This window comes from Streptomyces torulosus (assembly GCF_001419765.1).
GTDB classification, from domain to species: Bacteria; Actinomycetota; Actinomycetes; order Streptomycetales; family Streptomycetaceae; genus Streptomyces; species Streptomyces torulosus.
Map to the genome: position 1 here is coordinate 1 of NZ_LIRK01000110.1, position 20,041 is coordinate 20,041.

At 71.5% G+C, this 20,041-nt stretch carries 13 protein-coding genes; 6 read left to right on the plus strand and 7 right to left on the minus strand.

Features of this window, described 5'->3' with window-relative positions; all coding sequences use genetic code 11:
• The first annotated feature begins 293 nt into the window (after positions 1 to 293).
• Entirely contained in the window at positions 294 to 1,286 is a 993-nt protein-coding gene (gene hemB, locus AOK23_RS08460) for a porphobilinogen synthase (protein ID WP_055712127.1), read from the plus strand.
• 82 nt (positions 1,287 to 1,368) lie between these two features.
• Here the strand turns inward: hemB and AOK23_RS08465 are convergent, their stop codons facing one another.
• Positions 1,369 to 2,136, minus strand: coding sequence for a DUF4232 domain-containing protein (locus AOK23_RS08465; protein ID WP_055712128.1), 768 nt, complete (start codon positions 2,134 to 2,136; stop codon positions 1,369 to 1,371).
• Positions 2,137 to 2,411: 275 nt separating this feature from the next.
• Here AOK23_RS08465 and AOK23_RS08470 point away from each other — a divergent pair, with 275 nt between their 5' ends.
• Complete coding sequence (locus AOK23_RS08470; protein ID WP_055712129.1) at positions 2,412 to 3,875, plus strand: helix-turn-helix domain-containing protein; 1,464 nt, start codon at positions 2,412 to 2,414, stop codon at positions 3,873 to 3,875.
• A gap of 101 nt (positions 3,876 to 3,976) precedes the next feature.
• A complete protein-coding gene (locus tag AOK23_RS08475) occupies positions 3,977 to 4,879 on the plus strand; it encodes an SAM-dependent methyltransferase (RefSeq protein ID WP_055712130.1) in 903 nt (300 codons plus the stop codon).
• 85 nt (positions 4,880 to 4,964) lie between these two features.
• On the opposite strand, the gene AOK23_RS08480 is transcribed toward AOK23_RS08475, so the two are convergent.
• Complete coding sequence (locus AOK23_RS08480) at positions 4,965 to 5,897, minus strand: phosphotransferase family protein (protein ID WP_055712131.1); 933 nt, start codon at positions 5,895 to 5,897, stop codon at positions 4,965 to 4,967.
• 156 nt (positions 5,898 to 6,053) lie between these two features.
• On the opposite strand from AOK23_RS08480, the gene AOK23_RS08485 reads away from it, so the two are divergent.
• Positions 6,054 to 7,313, plus strand: coding sequence for an aminotransferase-like domain-containing protein (locus AOK23_RS08485; RefSeq protein WP_420823691.1), 1,260 nt, complete (start codon positions 6,054 to 6,056; stop codon positions 7,311 to 7,313).
• Between the two features lie 148 nt (positions 7,314 to 7,461).
• On the opposite strand, the gene AOK23_RS08490 is transcribed toward AOK23_RS08485, so the two are convergent.
• Positions 7,462 to 8,292, minus strand: coding sequence for a DUF4253 domain-containing protein (locus AOK23_RS08490; RefSeq protein ID WP_055712133.1), 831 nt, complete (start codon positions 8,290 to 8,292; stop codon positions 7,462 to 7,464).
• A gap of 219 nt (positions 8,293 to 8,511) precedes the next feature.
• Here AOK23_RS08490 and AOK23_RS08495 point away from each other — a divergent pair, with 219 nt between their 5' ends.
• Together AOK23_RS08495 and AOK23_RS08500 are read left to right on the plus strand one after the other, a co-directional pair.
• Complete coding sequence (locus tag AOK23_RS08495; RefSeq protein WP_055712134.1) at positions 8,512 to 9,219, plus strand: hypothetical protein; 708 nt, start codon at positions 8,512 to 8,514, stop codon at positions 9,217 to 9,219.
• Between the two features lie 59 nt (positions 9,220 to 9,278).
• Complete coding sequence (locus tag AOK23_RS08500) at positions 9,279 to 9,983, plus strand: hypothetical protein (protein WP_055712135.1); 705 nt, start codon at positions 9,279 to 9,281, stop codon at positions 9,981 to 9,983.
• Positions 9,984 to 10,070: 87 nt separating this feature from the next.
• Here the strand turns inward: AOK23_RS08500 and AOK23_RS08505 are convergent, their stop codons facing one another.
• The 4 genes from AOK23_RS08505 to argS form a co-directional block, all read right to left on the minus strand.
• Positions 10,071 to 11,000: a hypothetical protein gene (locus AOK23_RS08505; protein ID WP_240496312.1), complete on the minus strand. Its 930-nt coding sequence runs from the start codon at positions 10,998 to 11,000 to the stop codon at positions 10,071 to 10,073.
• 107 nt (positions 11,001 to 11,107) lie between these two features.
• Complete coding sequence (locus AOK23_RS08510) at positions 11,108 to 12,394, minus strand: hypothetical protein (protein ID WP_055712137.1); 1,287 nt, start codon at positions 12,392 to 12,394, stop codon at positions 11,108 to 11,110.
• A complete protein-coding gene (gene fxsT / locus AOK23_RS08515; protein ID WP_055712138.1) occupies positions 12,391 to 17,949 on the minus strand; it encodes an FxSxx-COOH system tetratricopeptide repeat protein in 5,559 nt (1,852 codons plus the stop codon). The genes AOK23_RS08510 and fxsT overlap by 4 nt, the downstream gene beginning before the upstream one ends.
• 124 nt (positions 17,950 to 18,073) lie before the next feature.
• Positions 18,074 to 19,861 carry an arginine--tRNA ligase gene (gene argS, locus AOK23_RS08520; RefSeq protein ID WP_055712139.1) on the minus strand — a complete coding sequence of 596 codons (1,788 nt, stop codon included), beginning with the start codon at positions 19,859 to 19,861 and terminating at the stop codon, positions 18,074 to 18,076.
• Positions 19,862 to 20,041: the final 180 nt, after the last annotated feature.

The following is a 20,041-nucleotide window of genomic DNA, read 5'->3' on the forward strand; positions in this document are numbered from 1 at the left end:
GGCGGCCAGGCCGACGAGGTCGAGGGTGGACAGACGGCGTCGCTCGTCCGCGGCCTCCGCCGTGTTCTCACACGCGAGGTCACGCTCCCCCGTACGACCCAACGTCATCCCCCTTTGACCTGAGTACCGGCGCGCACTGCCCTCCTCGCAGGTTACGCACGCGTGGACACGCCTGGTGAGACGAATGACGCGATCGTCACCGCGCGGGGGAGCGGATCGTTACGGTGCGGGGGAGCGGCGCCGCCGACGGTACGTCGGTAAAGGGGGTGCCGGGGCGGGCGTAGCGTAGAGGCATGTCGACGTACGGATCCTTTCCCGGTACGCGGCCGCGGCGGCTGCGCACCTCCCCCGTGATGCGCCGGATGGTCGCCGAGACGCGGCTGCACCCGGCGGACTTCATCCTCCCCGCGTTCGTCCGGGAAGGGGTCGCCGAGCCGGTGCCGATCGCCGCGATGCCGGGGGTCGTGCAGCACACGCGCGACAGCCTGAAGAAGGCCGCCGCGGAGGCCGTCGAGGCCGGGGTCTCCGGGATCATGCTGTTCGGGGTGCCGGAGGACGCCAAGAAGGATCCCCTGGGCACGCCGGGTACGGACCCGGACGGGATCCTCCAGGTCGCGCTCCGCGACGTACGGGCCGAGGTAGGCGACGAACTGCTGGTGATGTCGGACCTGTGCCTCGACGAGACCACGGACCACGGGCACTGCGGTGTGCTGGACGCCGAGGGCCGCGTCGACAACGACGCCACGCTGGAGCGGTACGCCGAGATGGCGCAGGTGCAGGCGGACGCCGGTGCGCACGTGGTCGGGCCCAGCGGCATGATGGACGGCCAGATCGGTGTCGTCCGGGACGCGCTCGACCAGATCGGGCGGGAGGACGTGGCGATCCTCGCCTACACCGCCAAGTACGCGTCCGCGTTCTACGGGCCCTTCCGTGAGGCCGTCGCCTCCTCGCTGCAGGGGGACCGCAAGACGTACCAGCAGGACCCCGCCAACGTCCGGGAGTCGCTGCGGGAGTTGGCCCTCGACCTGGAGGAGGGCGCCGACATGGTGATGGTGAAGCCGGCCGGCCCCTACCTCGACATCGTCGCGAAGGTCGCGGACGCCGTGGACGTGCCGGTCGCCGCGTACCAGATCTCCGGGGAGTACTCGATGGTCGAGGCCGCGGCGGAGAAGGGCTGGATCGACCGGGAGCGGGCCATCCTGGAGACGCTGACCGGCATCAAGCGGGCCGGCGCGCAGAACATCCTCACCTACTGGGCCGTCGAGGCCGCGCGGATGGTGCGCTGAGCGGCTGTATCCCCGCACGGGCACGGCCCCGGGCGACGCGGCGTGCGTCGACCGGGGCCGTTCCTCGTCATGGAGCGTTCGGTCAGTACATCAGGGCGTCGTCGATCGTCGACTGCCAGTACGTGACGGCCAGGGTGCTGTCGTAGTAGACGCCCTTGGTGGGGAGGGACGGGGACGCGATGGCGCCGCCGTTGCTGCCGGGCTTCGAGCCCTGGAAGCGGATGGTGGCCTTCTTGGCGGTGGTGCCGTTTTCCCCGCTGCCGTCGGCGGCGGAGAGCAGGACGCCCGCGTAGCCGGACTCACCGGGGGCGAGGGTCACCACGGCCTGCGGCTGGGACTCCTCCATGACCCGCGGGGCCCACTGGACCTGGTCGAAGCGGACGGTCGGGTAGTAGAACAGGTCGCAGACCTTCGTGCCGGTGTTCTTGACCGTGATGAGCATGTGGTTGAGGGGACGGGCGACCGGCTTCATGGTCACGGCGGTGTTCGCCCCGTTGCAGGTGACCCGGTTCGCGGGGTCGAACGGATCCCCGCCCTTCTTCGACGCCTGGCCCACGGTGCCCTTGCCCTGGCCCGCGCTCCCGCCCTGCTGCCCACCGGCCGCGGAGGTCTCGGCGCCCGTCTGCCCGTTCGGGGACGTCTGGTTGGCGCCCGTGCCCGTGTCCGTGCCCGTGCCCGCGTCCGTCCGCTGGGAGCCCTCCGCGACCGACACCGAGGGGTGCGCGGCGCCCTCGTCCTTCATGCCCGTGCCGTCGCCGCACGCGGTGAGGGAGAGCGCCGCGAGGGCCGCTCCGGCCGCGACGAGCAGACGGGAGGGGCGGACGGTGCGGGCGGTGCGGTACGTACGCATGACGGAGTCCCTTTCGGACAAAGCCGGTGGAGAAGGCTGAGAACAAGTGGTCGAACACGCGCAGCTCGACCGGACTTTCGGGAGCGGCGTGTTTGGATGACCAGAGCTTGCGGGGTGATCCGTCCCGGCCGCCACCTCCGGCGGGCGATCAGGGACGCTGGAATGCTCGCACCGCCTGTGACCTGGGCGAACGTCCCTTCCCTGGAACGCGGAACGGGACGCCGGTGATGTGAGGGGACGGAGAGAACGTGTCGGGGAGCGGTGCCGGGAACGGCATGGCGGCTGGTTTCGCGGAACAACTACGGGAGTTGAAGGAGCGCTCCGGGCTGAGCTACGGGGTGCTCGCCAAGCGGCTCCACATGAGTACGTCGACCCTGCATCGGTACTGCAACGGGGACGCCGTGCCGACGGACTACGCGCCCGTGGAGCGGCTGGCCCGCCTCTGCAGGGCCACGCCCGGGGAACTGGTCGAGCTGCACCGCAAGTGGGTGCTCGCGGACGCTACGCGCGGACGCAAGGGGGGCGACCTTCGTGCGGCCGGCGGGGATTCCGCGGCTGCTTCGGACGGGGGCGTGGTCGCGCACGAGCCGCCGGCTCCGGTGGCGGATGCGGCTCCGGGGGAAATTGCGGGCGCGGGTGGCGCCGCCGGTGCGCGCGAGGCGTCGGGGTCGGCGGAGGGCGTGCCCGCCGGGGCAGCTGCGACCGCCGGGGCCGCGGTGCCCGAGGGCGTGGTCGTCGAGGGCGGCCCGGGGGCCCGGTCGTTCCGTACGGCTCCCCGTCCGCGTCGGCGCACCCGGGTCGCCCTCGTCGCGGGTGTGGCCGTCGCCGCGCTGGTCGGTGCCGTCACGTTGGCGGTGAGCCTGCCGTCGGACGAGTCCGGGGTCGACGGCGGTCGCCGTTCCCTCGACGACGTGCCCGCCGGGGACGCGGCGGGGCTGGAGGAGGGTTCGCTGCCCTCGTCCGACACCTCGCCCTCCCCTTCCGGGAGCGAGGCGGACGGGAAGGACGCGAAGGACGGCAAGGGGGCGAAGGGCGACGGGAAGGGGGCGCCCGCGTCCGCCGGTGCGGCCACCCCGACGGGTTCCGGGGCGGGCGGCGGTGACTCCGCGTCCCTCGACCCGCCGTTGTCCGTGAAGGTGGAGCCGTACCTCTGGGAGAGCCCGTGCGACCAGCGGTATCTGGTGAACCGGCCGCCCACGGACATCCCCGAGCCGCCGCCGGAGCAGGACGCGGCGTCCTGGGTGGCGCGGACGGGGGCCGTCTCGTCCGGCGGGCAGTACCTGAGGCTCACCGTCCAGGGCACCGGCAAGGAGACGGTCGTCGTGAACAGCGTCACGGTTCGCACGGTCGCCAAACGGCAGCCCCTGCCCTGGAACGACTACGTCATGGGGTATCCCGGTGTCGGGTGCGGGGCCGGTGTGCCGACCCGGTCCTTCACGGTCGCTCTCGACGCCGCGCGGCCCGTCGTCAAGCCCCAGGCGGGGAGCAAGGACTTCCCGTACTCCGTCAGCGAGTCCGACCCGGAGGTGTACTACATCACGGCCGACGCCTCGGTGTACGACGTCAGCTGGTACCTGGAGGTCAAGTGGACCTCCGGCTCCCGCAGCGACACGTTGACGGTGAACGACGAAGGCAGACCGTTCCGCACGAGCGGCAACAACGGGCGCCCGGCCTACGAGTTCCCGCTGAACGGGAAGCAGTGGGTGAAGGAGGGCACGACCCTCGGCGAGGACGGCTGAGCGGGGACCGACCGGGGCGGGCGTCCGGATTTCGGCGTTGTGAACTCCCGTTTGCGGCTAGGTTGTTGTGCGTTCAATGACATCCCCCCAGGAGAGGCTTCATGGCCGGAGACGCGCTCAGCCAGGACCCCGCCGACCTGCGGAGGAGGATCGACACCACCAAGGCGCACCCGGCACGCGTCTACGACGTCTTCCTCGGCGGCAAGGACAACTACCCCGTGGACCGCGAGGCGGCCGGCGCGGCGCTCGCGGCCAACCCGCGCGGCTACCTCGACGTCCGGCACAACCGGGACTTCCTGCGCCGAGCCGTGACCACGCTCACCAAGGACGAGGGCGTCCGGCAGTTCCTCGACATCGGCACCGGGCTGCCGACCGCCGAGAACGTCCACCAGATCGCCCAGGACATCACCCCCGGCACCCGGGTCGTGTACGTCGACAACGACCCCGTGGTCCTCGCCCACGCCCGCGCGCTCCTCACCAGCGGACCCGAGGGCGCCACCGACTACATCGACGCCGACTTCCGGGAACCGGCCCGCATCCTCGAAGAGGCCGCCAGGACTCTCGACTTCGACGAGCCGATCGCGCTGTGCCTGGTGGCGCTGCTGCACTTCGTCGAGGACGAGGTCGCCTACCCCGCCGTACGCGAACTGGTCGACGCGCTGCCCGCCGGGAGCCGGCTCGTCCTCACCCACCTCACGGAGGACCTCAATCCGTCGAAGATCCGCGCGGTGCGGGATACGTACACCAAGCGGGGGTTCACCTTCGTGCTGCGCTCCCGCGACGAGGTGGCGCGGTTCTTCGAGCAGAGCGGGCTCGCCGTGGACGAGCCGGGCGTCGTACCCGTCCACCACTGGCGGTTCGAGGGCGGCGCGCCGCTGCCTCCCGAGATGGAGCCGCACACGCTGGCCGCGTTGGACGACATCGAGAAGGTCCGCTACCGGGACATCAACGACGTGACCGACGCGGACATCAACGTGTACGCGGCCACCGGCAGGAAGGGCTAGCGACCGCCCCGCCTCCTTCGGGAAGGGACGGCGGCCGCCCCGCGTCCTTCAAGAGGGGACGGCGGCCGCCCCGCGTCCGTTCAGCTCAGCCTCCCGTGCCGAACCATGTCTCCGCCAGCGCGTCCAGGTCCTTGCGGGGCGGGGCCGGGAGCCTGCGCAGATACCAGTTCAGGTCGCTGTAGACGTGCAGGAGGGTGTACGCCATCAGTTCCCGGGGGGCGAACGGGGGCCGGCCGTACGCCTCGTAGAAGAGTTTGAGGAGGGCCGGGTCGGCGGCGGTCAGGAACAGGCCGACGCTGACGAAGTCGTACGCCGGCGCGCCGATCATGGCGGGCTCGAAGTCGAACAGGCCGGTCAGGCGCCAATCGTCGTGCGGGTCGACCGTGAGGTGCTCGCGCATCAGCTCCGTGTGGAGCAGCACCGGCCGGGCGGGGGCGGTGAGCGGCACCGAGCGCAGGAAGTCGGGGATCTGTTCCAGCCATGGTTCCGGCAGGCCCCCGCCGGCCTGCTGCTCGACCGCGGCCGCCCGCTGACCGGCCAGGAACCGCGACCAGTCGGGCGGTCCGACGACGGAGGCCACCGGGCCCGGATCCAGGGCGTGCAGGGCGGCCAGGCACTCGGCGGTCTCCGCGACGATCCGCTCCTGGTCCGCCCTCGGGATACGCGGCCAGGCCTCGTTGAGGTCCTCGCCGGGCAGCCGGGACATCAGGACGAAGCGCCAGCCGTTCTTGTACTGGTCGGCGGCCTGCAACCGGGGTGTAGGAATCGGCAGTTGCCCCCACAGGTGGGACAACAGCCGGGCCTCCCGCACGGCTTCCGTCGCTTCGAAGCCCGGATAGAGCTTTAGAACGAGGGCGTCACCGACCGCGTACACCGGCAACGAGCCCTCGGGGAAACGCACGATTCGCGCGCCTGCGAGGCCGAGTTGAGCACAGAGATCCTGGGCGGCCGGTCGCAGCAGGGCCTCGTCACCGACGACTTCTTCCAGTTCGTCGTTCGTGTCCACGCTGGGCAGCATGCGCGCAGCCTAGGGGGTACGGGGCCGCGTCCGCATAGCGAAATCGGTGAATGTAAGGGGCATGCATCTCTCTAGAGTGAGGGCGTGGGCGGGGCCGAACCGTCCTGAATATGCCACTACGGGTGTGGGGTGGGTGCTGTGGACGCTGTGCGGGCCATGAACGACGTGGGATTTGTCGGGGCTTCGATCGTTCCGGGCGAAGTGCGCGCCGGGTCGGACGGGGCCGCCGCGGCACCCGTGCCGGCCCTCGCCGAGCGCGTCACCTCCGTCGGGGGTTCCCCCGTACGGGACATCCTCGCCGTCACCTCACGGCCCGAAGTCGTCAACTTCGCGGGCGGTCTGCCCGCCCCGGAGCTGTTCGACACCGAGGGGATGGCGGCGGCCTACCGGGACGTGCTCGCCGGGTCGGCCGGGCGCGCGCTGCAGTACGCGACGACCGAGGGTGAGCCGGTGCTCCGCGAGGCGCTCGCCGCCCGGTACGGCGCCCGGGGGCTGCCCACCGACGCCGACGGGGTGCTCGTCACCACCGGGTCGCAGCAGGCGCTGTCGCTGCTCGCCACCGCGCTCCTCGAACCGGGCGACGTCGTCCTCGTCGAGGACCCCTGCTATCTGGCCGCGCTCCAGGCGTTCCGGCTCGCGGGGGCGCGGGTGCTGGCCGTGCCCGGCGACGCGGACGGCGTCGACCCCGACGCGCTGGCCGCGCTGGTGACGCGGACCCGGCCCAAGCTCTTCTACACGGTGCCCACGTTCCAGAACCCCACCGGGCGCACCCTGCCGGCCGAGCGGCGCGCGGCCGTCGCCTCCGTCGCCGCGCGGCTCGGGCTGTGGATCGTCGAGGACGACCCGTACGGCGAACTCCGCTTCGAGGGGGAGCGGGTGCCGTGGATCGCCGCGTGCGCGGGTGCCGAGGACCGTACGGCGCTGCTGGGCTCCTTCTCCAAGGTGATGGCGCCCGGCATGCGGCTGGGCTGGCTGCGGGCGCCGGCCGCGCTGCGGCGGGCCTGCGCGGTCGCCAAGCAGGCGGCCGATCTGCACACCCCGACCGTCAACCAGCTCGCCGCGGCGCGGTATCTGGCCGACCGGGACCTCGACGCCCACGTGGGCCGCGTCGCGGCGGCGTACCGCGAGCGCCGCGACGCGATGCTGTCCGGGCTGGCGGGGGCCCTGCCGGAGGGCTCCGCCTGGAACCGTCCCGAGGGTGGCATGTTCCTCTGGGCGCGGCTGCCCGCGGGGTACGACACGACGGCACTGCTTCCGCGGGTGGTCGAGCATGACGTGGCGTACGTGCCGGGGGCGCCGTTCTATGCGGGGGAGCCTGATCGCTCGACGATGCGGTTGTGCTTTGTGACGCAGGCGCCGGGGGAGATTCGGGAAGGGTTGCGGAGGCTGGGGGAGGGGTTGGGGGTCGCCCAGTAGCTCGAGGGTTCGTGTTCGTTGGCGGGTGCGGGTCCGTCGTGGTTGCTCGCGCAGTTCCCCGCGCCCCTGAAAAGCCGGGGCTGCGCCCCGGGCTTTTCAGCCTGACGGGTGGGCCGCAGGCCCTCACTCGCCCGCAGGGACGGGGCCCTCAGTCCCACCAGAACGTCCATGTGTCGGCTCCGAGCAGCGTTTTCGCGTACGTCTCGCGGGACGCGTCGCTCGGGTCCTGCCGGATCGTGTCGGGGCAGAAGGCGAAGTGTTCGGCGGCGAGGTGGCGGGCCTCCGTCTCGGTGGTGGGCGGGGTGGCCACCGAGACGGTGAGGTGGTCGAAGCCGAGGGCGACGACGCGTATGCCGAAGCGGTCCTCCCAGGAGCGCAGGACGGCGCACAGGCGGGCCACGTCGTTCTCGTGGTTCAGCGGGCCGCCCCAGCCGATGGCCGCCGGGATGTCGGCGCTGCGGCGGGCCGGGACCAGGGCGAGGCGGGGTTCCTTGAGCTGAGTACGGCCGGCCAGGAGCGCGTCGGCGACCTCGGCGGCGAGGGCGTCCGGGTCGGGGCCGCCGTCGTCCGGGCCGGTGGTTTCCGCGAGCCCCGGCCAGTCCTCGGCGCCCGCCTCGTCCTCGGCCGTGTCGCCGCCCGGCGCGAGGGTGTCCCAGAGGTCCGCCAGGACCTCCTCGGGGTCGTGGTCACCGGGGTACGACATCTCGCCCGGCATCAGTTCCCACTCCTCCGGGCCGCCCTGGCCGTCCCCGACGTCCAGCAGCACCGGGAGGAGACCGGCCGTGCGGCGGACGGGCAGCACGGCCGCCCAGGCGCCGGGCTCGGCCGGCTCGTCCGCGTACCACAGCAGCGGCTCGTGCCACGGCCCCTCGTCCGTCATGTCGATCAACCGGCCGGGCGGAAGGGGCCGTTCCAGCCCGAGGGAGCGGCCGGTCGGGTCCGCCGCGAGGCCGGGCAGCGGGTTGGGAAGTGTCGCCATGCCGCGACTGTAGGGCCGGACACTGACAACGGGCCCTCCGGGCCGCCCGGGAAGGGCCCCACCGCCTCGCGGGCCGCCGTTCCACCGTGTCCCGGAGGGGCGCGGGCCGCCGGCCACGCCGTGTCCCAAAGGGCAATGCCCCAAGAGACGATTTCGGCCAACTCGCGCGGAATTTACGGTGGTTGCACTTCACCACCGTCTCGAAAGGCCCCCTCACCCATGCGTACCTTCGCCACCGCCACCCGCGCCGGTGTCCTCGCCGCCACCGCCGGCGCCCTGCTGTTCACCGGCGTCGCCGCCCAGGGCACGGCCGTCGCCGCGCCGCAGGCCAAGGCGAGCAAGCTCACCGTCGCCAAGTACCGCGACTGGCTGAAGAACAACGACGAGGGCGCCGCCTCCATCAAGGTGCTCAAGGCGTTCGACAAGCTCCCCAAGGCCAAGCAGCAGAAGTTCGTCGACTACCTCCAGAACCGGAAGGTCCAGGAGGCGTACAAGGTCCGGGCCGGCGGTTACATCAACCGCGGTGGTCACAACGAGCAGGCGTACAACAAGGACGTCCGCTTCGTGGCCGACGTCAAGGGCGTCCGCAAGGCCGCACCGGGCGGGTCGCACATCACGCTGACCTTCACCGCCAGCGAGCGGATCTACGGCATCACGGTCACCACCCAGAAGACCGTCCTGTCCTACGACTACGGCACCGCCGTGAAGTCGCCGAAGTACCAGCGCTCCGTCACCAACCTCAACGGCGCCTTCGTGATCACCGCGCCGCAGAAGGACGCCGTCAAGGTCAGCGGCCGCAACATCCAGGCCACCACCGCGTGGCAGGCCAAGCCGCTGTACCGCTCCGCCGGCACCACCACGCTCGCCCTGCCGCAGACCACCTCCACCGTGAACGTGAAGTTCAACGCCTGGATCGGCAAGCGCTGACCGCCCTGCCCCCGCACCGCGGGCCCTTCCTCGTCCTCCGCCCGAAAGGCACCCTCACCATGCGCACACTCGCCCTCGCCACCCGTACCGGTGTCCTCGCCGCCACCACCGGTGCCCTGCTGTTCACCGGTGCCGCCGCCCAGGGCACCGCCCTGGCCGCGCCGCAGGCACCGAAGGCCAAGCTCACCGTCCAGGACTACCGGGCGTTCCTGAAGAAGGGCGGGGGTTCCTCCGCCACGCTGCTGAAGTCGTTCGACAGGCTGCCGAAGGCCAAGCAGCAGAAGTTCGTCGGGTATCTGCAGAGCGCCGCCGTCCAGAAGGCGTTCGACGCGGCGCTCGGCGGCTATGTGACCACGAGCAAGCGCAACTGGGAGGACTACAACAAGGACGTCCGCTTCACCGGCGACGTCAGGGCCGTCACCAAGAGCGACAAGGCCGGACGGCACACCACACTGACCTTCACCGCCACCGAGAGCATCTACAACCTCCCGGTCATCAGCCACAAGTCGGTCCTGAGCTACACCTACCGCCCCGGCGCCGGCTACAAGTCGCCCAAGTTCAAGAGCTCCCTGACCAACCTCAACGGCGCCTTCGCCGTGACACACGGGGCCAAGGACAGCATCAGGACCGGCGACGGCATCTGGGGCGTCGCCACCTGGAAGTACACACCGCTGTACAAGTCCGCCGGCACCACCCCGATCGTGAAGCAGCAGACCACCCTCGGCCACACCGCGAAGTTCAGCGCCCGCCTCACCAACCGCTGAGACACCGCCGCGCGGGGACACGACGTGGGGGTGTCCCCGCGCGACGGCAAGGTTCCGGGCGGTGCCCCGGCCCGGTGGCCCACGCCCTCAGCGGGAGCGTTCCGCCAGGGTCAGCAGCAGGTGGGCGGACTCGGGGCGCAGGAAGTCGGAGTGGGCGCCCGCCGGATGGAGCCGGTGGCGCAGACCGCCCCGGTAGAGCCGGTCGGCGTCCACGTTGACCAGGCGGTGGTCCAAAGACCGTTGAGGGTAGAGCGTGTCGACGGGCAGCAGCTTCGTGGTGAACGCGGGGACCGGCGCGGCACCGACCCCCGAGTGACCGATGCCGGGCGTCTTCTCGGCGCGCAGGTGCCAGAAGCCGGTGGCTCTGTCCCAGCGGGAGTACGTGAGGGCGATCGGGCCGCGCAGCGGGGCGCCCGGATGCGTGTCCGTGGGGAAGAGCGTGCTGAAGTACCGGGTGAAGGCGTCGCGAGGCGCCGCCATCTGGAAGATCAGCATGCTGTCGACGGTGAAGGGACGCCGCTCGTCGTACGGCGTGCTCCAGCCCAGCACGGGTGGCTGCTCGGCCGCCCGCTGCACTGCCTCACACAGGAAACGTCCCCCGAAGGAATGCCCCATGAGGTGCAGATGCTGTCCGGTCCGGCCCGCGAGGACCGCCGGTCCCGACGCGTCGGTCCGCACGGTGTCCAGATAGCCCAGCAAGTGCCCGATGACGTACGGCGCGTGTCCCTGCCCCTCGGCGCTCATGGCATGGGCCCGATCCCTGATCCTGAGATACCCGCCCCTGTACCGGGGCAGGCTGGACGACGGCCAGCGGATCACGACGCACCAGGGCCGGTAGCCCGCCGCCAGACCGGGATAGCGATCCGGGGCGGACTCGTACAACTCGACCGCCTGGCGCACCAGACTCAGCGCGGTCCGGTTCGCCCCTGCTGGGGATGTCTGCCATCCGTGCACATAGACGTGGATGTCCGTGGCCCACTCGGGGAGCTTCAAGCTCGTCGCCAGATGTTCTGCCACACGGCCGACGGGCACCGGCGGCCCGCCGCCCGGCGCTCTCAGACGCCCTTGCTCGTCGAGGTCCACCTCGGCCGGAGGAGCTAGGTCCGGGTTCCTTCGCTGCCGGGTCATGAGGCCAGGTCCAGACGGCTGTTGATGCCGCAGTTCAACGAATAGGTCAGGGCGAGCGGGTTGTGGAAGTCCCGGGCGAAGCGCCGCACCAGCGACTGACCTATCTCGCCGGCCGTGTGGCGACCGGTCAGGTAATGGTCGAGGAAGGCGTACGCGTACTCGGTGGCGAAGATTTGCGGGATCTCGATCTGCGGGGCGAGGACGCCGTCCGCGCCCAGGGAGATCAGCGTCTGCCCCAGGTGCTTGAGTCTTCCCGGGTCGGCTGCTTTCGCCGAGTGGCAGGCGTTCAGCAGCACGAAGGGCTTGAACCGGGCCACCGGACCGCGCCCGTAGGGGCGCCGCTTGCGCTGGACGACCGGGCCGTCGAGGTCCTCGGTGTCGGAGAGCCGTACGGCCAGGAGCTGGCTCGACGCGCCGGTGCTCACGAAACGGCCGTGGCACCAGAAGTACATGACGTCCTCGTGCAGCACGGCATGCGACAGGGCTTCCAGGAGATCGCTCCCGCGCGTGCGGACGATCAGCCGGGAACGCTCCTCCAGAAGCTTGTGCACCTCATGCGCCCGGCCCACGTGATCGAGGGCGGTGTCCTTGTTCAGACTGGTGGTGGCCAGTTCGCGGCGGCCCAGCGGCGCATGGTCCCACGCGTACCCGGGGTCGGCCTGCTCGATCTGGTGCCGGTGCCCGAGGAACGCCTCCCAGGGGCTGGGGCACTCCGCAGGGTCCACCGCCAGCATGGGCCAGGGCAACTGCCACTCGGACTCGAAACTGATGCGCAGCGGCTGTCCGCCGGTGAGGGCGCTCAGCAGGTACTCACGGAAGCGGCCGAGGTCGTAGCCGGTGCCGTCGAGCATCACCTGGAGCAGATCGAAACCCTCGTCGGCCAGTTTCGCCACCAACGGCTCCGTCAGCGGGCGGAGTTCGGTCAGATCGACGGATTCCGCCAGCGGATAGCCGCCCACTCGCTGACCGTATCCGGGGGCCGTGCTCTGATGGTGGACCACCTGGTCGCGCCAGATGGCCCGCAAACGGTTCGCCCGGTCCAGCAGCTCCTCCGGGGACACCTCGAGTCTCGCCTGGTGCCAGGGCTTCGTCTCACGGGCCGGGGCGTGAGGGACGGAAGCGATGACACTTAGCCCGTCCCGGCCGGACGGATACAGCTTCACGTGCAGTTTGGCCGGGGGCTCGCCCGCAGGAGTGGCCGGCGGTCCGTCCTGGCGGGGTGGCACGCCGGTGAAGCCGTGGGAGGGATCACGGAGCACCTCCACGGCGAGATCGCGCGTCATCCGGGCCAGTCCTCCCTGGAGCCGTGCCGGGCATCCTCGGTGCGAGTGGGGTGGTGGGACACGCGGACGACCGTGCGCAGGCTCTGCATCACCAGTCCGGACGCGTGGTCGTAGAGCGTGAAGCGGATGTCGTGGTCCCCCGCCTCGTGCGTGGTCAGAACGAAGCGGACGGGGTCACCGCCGGGGTCGTACGTCACCAGGGCGGGCTCCACCGAGGCCGCCGTCCGGCAGCTGGGAACGACCACCACCGGATCCGGTGCCGCGGCGTCGACGCCTTCCTCCCGGACCAGATCCACCTCGATCTGTGTCGGACGGCCGACCGTCGGCTCGTCGTCGGTCAGCAGCGACAGACGGGTCCGCCATGCCGGACGCGCGGTGCGCAGCCGCCAGCGGAGCACCTCCGTGTCCGGATGGTCCGGCCCGAAAGCCTGTGCCCAGCGGGCGATCAGCTCCTCGTGGGCCGGCGCGGCGTCCGCATCACCGGCCTCCAGGGACGCGAACGCCAGCGCGGCCAGGCTCTCCACCGTGTGCGGGTGGCCGGGGCCGAACACGCGGGCCCGACCGGAGTGCACGGCACTCAGCAGGTCGACGGCCGCAGCGGCCTCGCCCGCCTGGGCCAGGACGTCGGCCAGCTGGACGGCGAGCGTGGGCAGGAACGGGCCGTAGGCACGAGCGAGGACCTCGACGGCCATGCCCTGGCACATCCACTCGTCCGACACCTCGCCGGCGCCCGGTACCACGTCGCCGCCGGCCGCGGCCGCGCCACGGTGCATCCGGGCCACGGCCTCGGCCGTCCCGGGCAGCTCCAGCTTCCCGGCGGGCAGCCGGGCCAAGGACCCCATCAGCCGCCCGAGGACCTCCAGCGCCTCGTGCGCACGCCCTGCCTGTGCCAGGGCATGGGCGAGCACCGGCACGTAGGACAACGTCCGCCGGTGACCTTCGCCGTACAGGCGTGTCAGGTCGTCGACCAGGTTCCTGGCCATCAGGACCGCACTGTCCGCGCGACCTGTGTCCGCCGCCAGCCAGGCGAGATCGCCCCGCGTCCACAGAGTGAGGTGGTGCTCCTCGGGCAGACGCGCCTCGCAGCGGCGGAGCAGGTCCTCCAGGATCAGGACGGCCTGCCTGGGATCACCCATCTCCCGGTGGGCCCAGGCCAGGGAGAGCCGACAGCCCAGGGACTCCGGGTGGTACGCACCCCGTTCACGTTCGTTGTCGTCGACCAGGGACAGCAGGTCCCGTACGGCCCGTACCCGGTCGCCGGCCATACGCAGGGACCAGGCCAGGCTTCGACGGGCCGCGAGGACCGCTCCGTGGCCGGGGCCGTGCACCCGGGCGCGGTCCGCCACGAGCGACTCACGCAGCGCCAGCGCGTGTGCCAGATGGCCGGCTTCCTCGTGCGCGTCGGCAAGACGGCTCCGTTCGTCCAGGGTCCGCCTGTCGTCCGGCCCCAGGATCCGGGCGAGGTCCTCCACCAGCCGTTCACCGGCCTCGACCGCCGCGGAGGCGGTGGAGGGCCCCAGCAACGTCTGGACGACGGCACCCCGCAGATCGAGGGTGTCGAGGTGATCGGTGCCCAGGACCCGTTCGTGATCCTGGAGCAGCGACCGAAGGTCCCGCAGCGCTCCCGCCCGGTCGTCGGCCCACTCCCGCCAACGGGCCACATTGCGCCTCTCACGCAACACGTCGGGATGGTCGGCCCCCTGGACACGGGCACGGTCGTCCACGAGTGCCAGGCCGAGGGCGATGGCCCGTTCATGGTCGAGCCGCTCGGAGAAGGCGAACGTCTGCAGGGTCCTGGCCGCCAGGGTCTCGCTGTGTTCCGGACCGTGGAGCCGCTCGCAGTCCTCCAGCAGCGCCTCGTATCCCACGATGGCCCGCTGGTGCTGACAGGACAGGCGCCACGCGTTGGCCAGCTGCATACGGCTGTTCACCGTCGAGATGTGGTCGCGACCGCGCACCCGGGCGTTGTCGCCCAGCAACTGCTCGGCGAGCTCGGCCGCGCGTATGTGGTCACCCGCCGCGCTGTGCCCCCCGACCACGTCGTAGCGGAGGTGGAGCACGGCGGGGTGATCGGGCCCGTCGCGGCGTCGGCGCTCGTCGAGCACCGACTCCAGTGTGCGCAGCGACGACCTGTGCCGACCGGCTCTCCGCTGCACCAGCGCCAGGTCCCGCCGTGAGCGCAGAGTCCGTGGATGCGCGGCCCCCCACTTTCCGGTCCAGGCCGCCACGGCCTCTTCGTACAGAGCGATCGCGCGGTCGTGCCGCCCGTCCGCCGAACAGGCGTCGGCCAGGTTCTCCAGCATCAGCAGGGTGTCCGGGGCGTCCTCACCCAGCAGACGACGCCGGTCCTCGTGCAGTTCTGTGAACCCCGTGATCGCCCGCTCGTGGTCGTTGTCGCCAAGGTGGCTCAGTGCCAGGCCGTTGCGGGCGTGCAGGGTGTCCGGGGCGTCCGGGCCGAGGGTCCGGGCGCGGTCGTCGATCAGGTCCTGGTAGGCGCGGATCGCCTCCGCGTACTGCTTGGCCGAGCGGAACACCCAGGCTCGCCAGCTCCTGGCGTTGAGGGTGTTCGGATGGTCCGGTCCATGGATACGGGTGTGGTCGGCGATCAGTGCGTCGAACACTTCACCCGCCCGGTCGTACCGCGCTGCGGCGCGGTGAGCGGCGCCCACCCACAGCCGCACCGTCAGGGTCGTCGGGTGATCGGGGCCGCGGAGCCGCTCGCAGTCCTCGACCAGCGGCTCGTAGAGCGCCAGCGCCTGCGTGTACCGGTCCTCCTCGGCGAAGACCCGGGCGAGACTGAGCCGCACATCGAGGACGCGTGGATTGTCCGGGCCCAGGGACCGCTCCAGGTCCGTGCGCAGGGACTCCAGCTCCCGTACCGCGCGCGCGTGATGGCCGGCCCACTGCAAGGTACGGGCCAGGGACTCGCGCGTGGTGAAGACGTTGCGGTGCTCGCGGCCCAGGACGTCGGTCCGGTCCCGCAGCACCTCTTCCAGAAGCTCGATCGCTGTCGGATAGTCGGAGGCCGCACGGCAGGCGAACGCCAGGTTGGCCCGAGCGGTGAGGGTCGCGGGATGCTTGGCGCCCTGCACCCTCGTCCGGTCCCTCACCAGGGCCTGCCGCTCACGTATCGAACGGTTGTGGTCCCCGGCGAGTTGCCGGGCGAACGCCAGCGCACCCCGCACGCGCAGCGTGTCCGGATGGTCCTTGTCCCTGACCCGCGTGTAGTCGGCGATCACCGACACGTACTCAGCGGCCGACCGCGCGTGGTCCGAACGGTTCCGATGGGTCTCCGCGATGTCGCTGCGGTAGTGGAGGGTGGCCGGATGGTCCGGCCCCTGGGCCCGGGAGCTGTCCGCCGCGAGCGACTGGAACTCCCGCAGCGCCGCGTCCGGACCTTCCGTGTCGGACAAGGCCCATGCCAGGTCGTGACGGCTGCGCAGCGTGTCCGGGTGGTCCGCGCCCTGCACCCGAGTCCGGTCGATCACCACCTGCCGGAACAGGGCGGCCGCCGTCCGCGCGTCACCCGCGGTCCGATGGGCGGAGGCCAGCCAGCCGCGGCTGGTCAGCGTGTCGGGGTGGTCCGGTCCGCGCTCGCGACGCCGGTCCGCGACCGCCTGCTCGTACAGGGCCAGGGCCGTGCGGTGGTCCCCGGCCTCGAGGTGGGCGTACGCGAGGTTGGTCCGGCTGGCGAGCGTCTCCTTGTGCTCCGCTCCCAGCAGACGCTCACGGTCGGCGACGACCGCCCGGAACTCCTCGACGGCCGCCTCGTAGCGGCCCGCCGTCTGCAACGCGTAGGCCAGGTTGTTGCGGCTCGTGAGCGTGTCCGGGTGCTCCTCGCCCTGGACCCGGCGGCGGTCGGCGACCACCGCCGTCAGCTCCCGTACCGCCCGTATCACCTCGCCGGCCTTGCGGTGTGCGTACGCCAGCCGCTCCCGCGCCTCCAACGTCTCGACCGCGTACTGGCCGAAGCGCTGCACCCTGTCGAGATACACGTCCTGGCACAGCTTGACCGCCAGCGCCGGGTCGCCCGCCTTGGCGTGCATCTCCGCGAGGTGGTCCCGGTGGTCGAGCGTGGTGTCGTGGTCCTCGCCGAACAGCCGGATGCTCCCGTCGACGGCCAGCGTCATCAGCGGGATCGCCAGAACATGCTGTTCCCGCGCGGCCAGCTCGTCGGCACCGCGCCGGTACATCTCCACGGCCGTCGTGTCAGGCTCGGCCGCGGGCCCCGTCCCCGCGAGGGCCTGGATGTGCACCAGCACCTTCCGCACCCGCTCCGCGGACGCACCGGCCAGCTCCGCGGCCAGCGCGGCCTCGGCGAGATCACGGGCCTCCGGCACCTCGGCCGGGTCGGCGTGTTGGAGGGTCCGCTGGACGAGCCGGTGCAGGGTCGGCCCCTCGGGGCCGGGCGTGATCAGGTGGTAGGCCGCCAGCGCGGCGAGTGACTGCTCCACATCCTGCAGACGCTGCCCGAGCCGGCCCAGGACCTCGTGCGGAACGGCCTCGGGGGCGTACCAGGCCAGGGTGTGGAGCAGCGGCACGGCCAGCGGGTGGTGCGGCCGGATCGACTCCAGACTCGTCCGCCAGATCCGGGCGATGGTCCGGTCCGCTCGGCCCGAGCCGTCCGTCAGCACCGCATCGGGCAGCCGCGCCAGCCTCGCCCGGTAGGAGGCGAAGCCGATACCCGTCTCCCGCAGATACGCGCCGGCCTGGGTGAGGGCCAGCGGCAGATGCCCGAGGTCCTCCGCGAGCAGGGCGGCTTGCGACGGGGTGGGCTCGGGAACGGTCGTGGCCGGCGTAGCCACCTGCTCGTCCGCGCGACCGGAGGTCCGGTTCAGCAGACTGACGGCGTCCTCGTGGTCGAGGACATCCAGGCTGACCAGCGCCGCGCTCTCCGGCCAGCCGGTGCCGCACCGGCTCGTGACCAGCTGGTGGCCATGGCCCAGCAACCGCCCGAGGAACGGCGTCAGTTCCTCGGGGCGCTCCACGTTGTCGTAGACGAGCAGCCAGTCGGCATGAGCCTCCAGCCAGGTCAGCGCCCACTCCGTGCGCTCCATGGCGGTGGCGCGGTGCGCCCACTGCGGATACAGGCGGGACGCGAGATCCCCGAGCCCGGAGGCGATCTGCTCCTCCGTCTCGGCGATGATCCACCAGACGAGGCGGTAGCGATCGCGCCGGTCGTGCGCGTACCTGAGGGCCAGGGCGGTCTTGCCGACGCCGCCGAGCCCGCTCACGGCGGTCGTCTGGGTCACGACCCCGCCCCCGGAACGCAAGGACGCGTCCAGACGCTCCAGGTCCTCGGCCCGCCCGACGAACGGCTGCTCGGGCAGGGCAGGGAGGTTGTCCAGCGGTGAGTGGAGAGCGAAGCGGGCCGCGGCCTTCGCCATGGCCGACAGGACGATCGTGTGCTGCTCGGTGTGCGGATTGCCGCCCATGCGGGTACCGCTGGTGTCCTGGCCGGGAACCGTCGGGTCGCTCTGGAGAACGGCGCTCTCCGTCTCCCGCACCGCGGTCCGTGTGGTCTGTAATTCCCCGAACTCCCCGACAGCGACCATGTATCCCCCGTGGCGCCCGCCCGCACAGTGCCGAGCCTTCAACTGTACCGAGGCACGGGGGCGTTGTCAGGAGGGTGTCGTCACCGGGCAACCGGTGCCCGGTGACGACCACAAGGGCGTCAGGTCAGAGGCGCTCGGGGGTCCGGATGCCGAGCAGGGCCATGCCGCGGTGGAGGGTGCGAGCCGTCAGGTCGATGAGGAACAGACGGTTCTCCACGACCTCGGGCGCGTTGTCCGGGGACAGCACGTGGCACTGGTCGTAGAACGTCGTCAGCAGCGTCGCCAGCTTGAACAGGTACGCGGCCAGCTTGTGCGGCTCGTACCCCTCCGCGACCTCCGCGATCGTCTCGCCGAACTGGTCCAGGTGCAGACCCAGCGCCCGCTCCGCCGGGGCCAGCTCCAGCTCCGGGTGCGCGGCCGGACGGGTCTCGCCCGCCTTCCGCAGGATCGACTGGATACGGGCGTACGCGTACTGCAGGTACACCGACGTGTCGCCGTTCAGCGACACCATCTGGTCCAGGTCGAACTTGTAGTCCCGTACGGCGGACGTCGACAGGTCGGCGTACTTCACCGCGCCGATGCCCACGTACCGGCCGTTCTCGACGATCTCCTGCTCGGCCAGGCCCACCTTCTCGGCCTTCTCCCGGACCACGGCCGTCGCCCGCTGCACCGCCTCGTCGAGGAGGTCCTCCAGCCGCACCGTCTCGCCCTCACGGGTCTTGAACGGCTTGCCGTCCTTGCCGAGGACCGTGCCGAACGCCAGCTGGTGCGCCTTCACGTCGTCGTTCAGCCAGCCCGCCCGGCGCGCCGTCTCGAAGACCATCTTGAAGTGCAGCGACTGCCGGGCGTCCACGACGTAGAGCAGCGTGTTCGCCTTCTGGTTGAAGACCCGGTCGCGGATCGCGGACAGGTCGGTCGCCGCGTAGCCGTAGCCGCCGTCCGACTTCTGCACGATCAGCGGGACCGGGTTGCCTTCCGGGCCCTTGATGTCGTCGAAGAAGACACAGAGCGCGCCCTCGGAGCGGACCGCGACCCCCGACTCCTCCAGCAGTCGGCACGTCTCGTCCAGCATGTCGTTGTAACCCGACTCGCCGACGATGTCCGGGTCCCGGATCTCCATGTCCAGCTTCTCGAAGACCGAGTAGAAGTAGATCTTCGACTCGTCCACGAACCGCTGCCACAACGCGAGCGTCTCCGGCTCGCCCGCCTGGAGGTCGACCACCCGGCGCCGGGCCCGCGTCTTGAACTCCTCGTCGGAGTCGAACAGCGCCCGCGACGCCTTGTACAGGCGGTTCAGGTTCGACATGGCCTCCTCGCCGGAGACCGCCGTGTCCTCGCCGTCCGCCTTGTGGTCCAGCTCGTGCGGGTGCTCCAGCAGGTACTGGATCAGCATGCCGAACTGGGTGCCCCAGTCGCCGATGTGGTGCCTGCGGACCACGTTCTCGCCGGTGAACTCCAGGATCTGGACGACCGCGTCACCGATCACCGCGGAACGGAGGTGGCCGACGTGCATCTCCTTCGCCACGTTCGGCTGGGCGTAGTCGATGACCGTCGTACCGGGGTGCGCCGCGAGCGGCACGCCGAGGCGGACCTCGTCCGCGTAGCGCTCCGCGAGGTTACGGGTGATCGCCGCGTCGGTGAGGGTGATGTTGAGGAAGCCGGGGCCCGAGACCTCGATCTCCTTGATCAGATCGCTGGTCACCCCCGACTCGACCTTCGCGACGACCTGCGTCGCCAGCTCCCGCGGGTTCGCCTTGGCCTTCTTCGCCAGGGCGAGGATGCCGTTGGCCTGGAAGTCCGCCCGGTCGCTGCGTCGCAGCAGCGGGTCCGCGGGGGCCTCCGGCAGGGTGGCCGAGAGGGCGGTCGCGAGGCGCTGGTGGACGGAGGCGGTGAGGGACGTGACCGGAGCCATGAGATGGGGAGCCGTTCTCCTCGGGGTACGGGTGGATGACGTTCAGTATCCCACGGGGGGTAAAGGGGTTTTCTGGCGAGCGGGGCGGGGGCGCCTTGTAACTCGGGGGTGCGCGGTTCGTCGGCGGGTGCGGGGTCGTCGTGGTTTCTCGCCCAGTTCCCCGCGCCCCCGAAGGCTCGG

What these genes read in the sequence shown, in the direction of transcription:
- hemB (WP_055712127.1), top strand. Translation starts at nt 294, where the DNA reads ATGTCGACGTACGGATCCTTTCCCGGTACGCGGCCGCGGCGGCTGCGC.
- AOK23_RS08465 (WP_055712128.1), bottom strand. Translation starts at nt 2,136, where the DNA reads ATGCGTACGTACCGCACCGCCCGCACCGTCCGCCCCTCCCGTCTGCTC.
- AOK23_RS08470 (WP_055712129.1), top strand. Translation starts at nt 2,412, where the DNA reads ATGGCGGCTGGTTTCGCGGAACAACTACGGGAGTTGAAGGAGCGCTCC.
- AOK23_RS08475 (WP_055712130.1), top strand. Translation starts at nt 3,977, where the DNA reads ATGGCCGGAGACGCGCTCAGCCAGGACCCCGCCGACCTGCGGAGGAGG.
- AOK23_RS08480 (WP_055712131.1), bottom strand. Translation starts at nt 5,897, where the DNA reads ATGCTGCCCAGCGTGGACACGAACGACGAACTGGAAGAAGTCGTCGGT.
- AOK23_RS08485 (WP_420823691.1), top strand. Translation starts at nt 6,054, where the DNA reads ATGAACGACGTGGGATTTGTCGGGGCTTCGATCGTTCCGGGCGAAGTG.
- AOK23_RS08490 (WP_055712133.1), bottom strand. Translation starts at nt 8,292, where the DNA reads ATGGCGACACTTCCCAACCCGCTGCCCGGCCTCGCGGCGGACCCGACC.
- AOK23_RS08495 (WP_055712134.1), top strand. Translation starts at nt 8,512, where the DNA reads ATGCGTACCTTCGCCACCGCCACCCGCGCCGGTGTCCTCGCCGCCACC.
- AOK23_RS08500 (WP_055712135.1), top strand. Translation starts at nt 9,279, where the DNA reads ATGCGCACACTCGCCCTCGCCACCCGTACCGGTGTCCTCGCCGCCACC.
- AOK23_RS08510 (WP_055712137.1), bottom strand. Translation starts at nt 12,394, where the DNA reads ATGACGCGCGATCTCGCCGTGGAGGTGCTCCGTGATCCCTCCCACGGC.
- fxsT (WP_055712138.1), bottom strand. Translation starts at nt 17,949, where the DNA reads ATGGTCGCTGTCGGGGAGTTCGGGGAATTACAGACCACACGGACCGCG.
- argS (WP_055712139.1), bottom strand. Translation starts at nt 19,861, where the DNA reads ATGGCTCCGGTCACGTCCCTCACCGCCTCCGTCCACCAGCGCCTCGCG.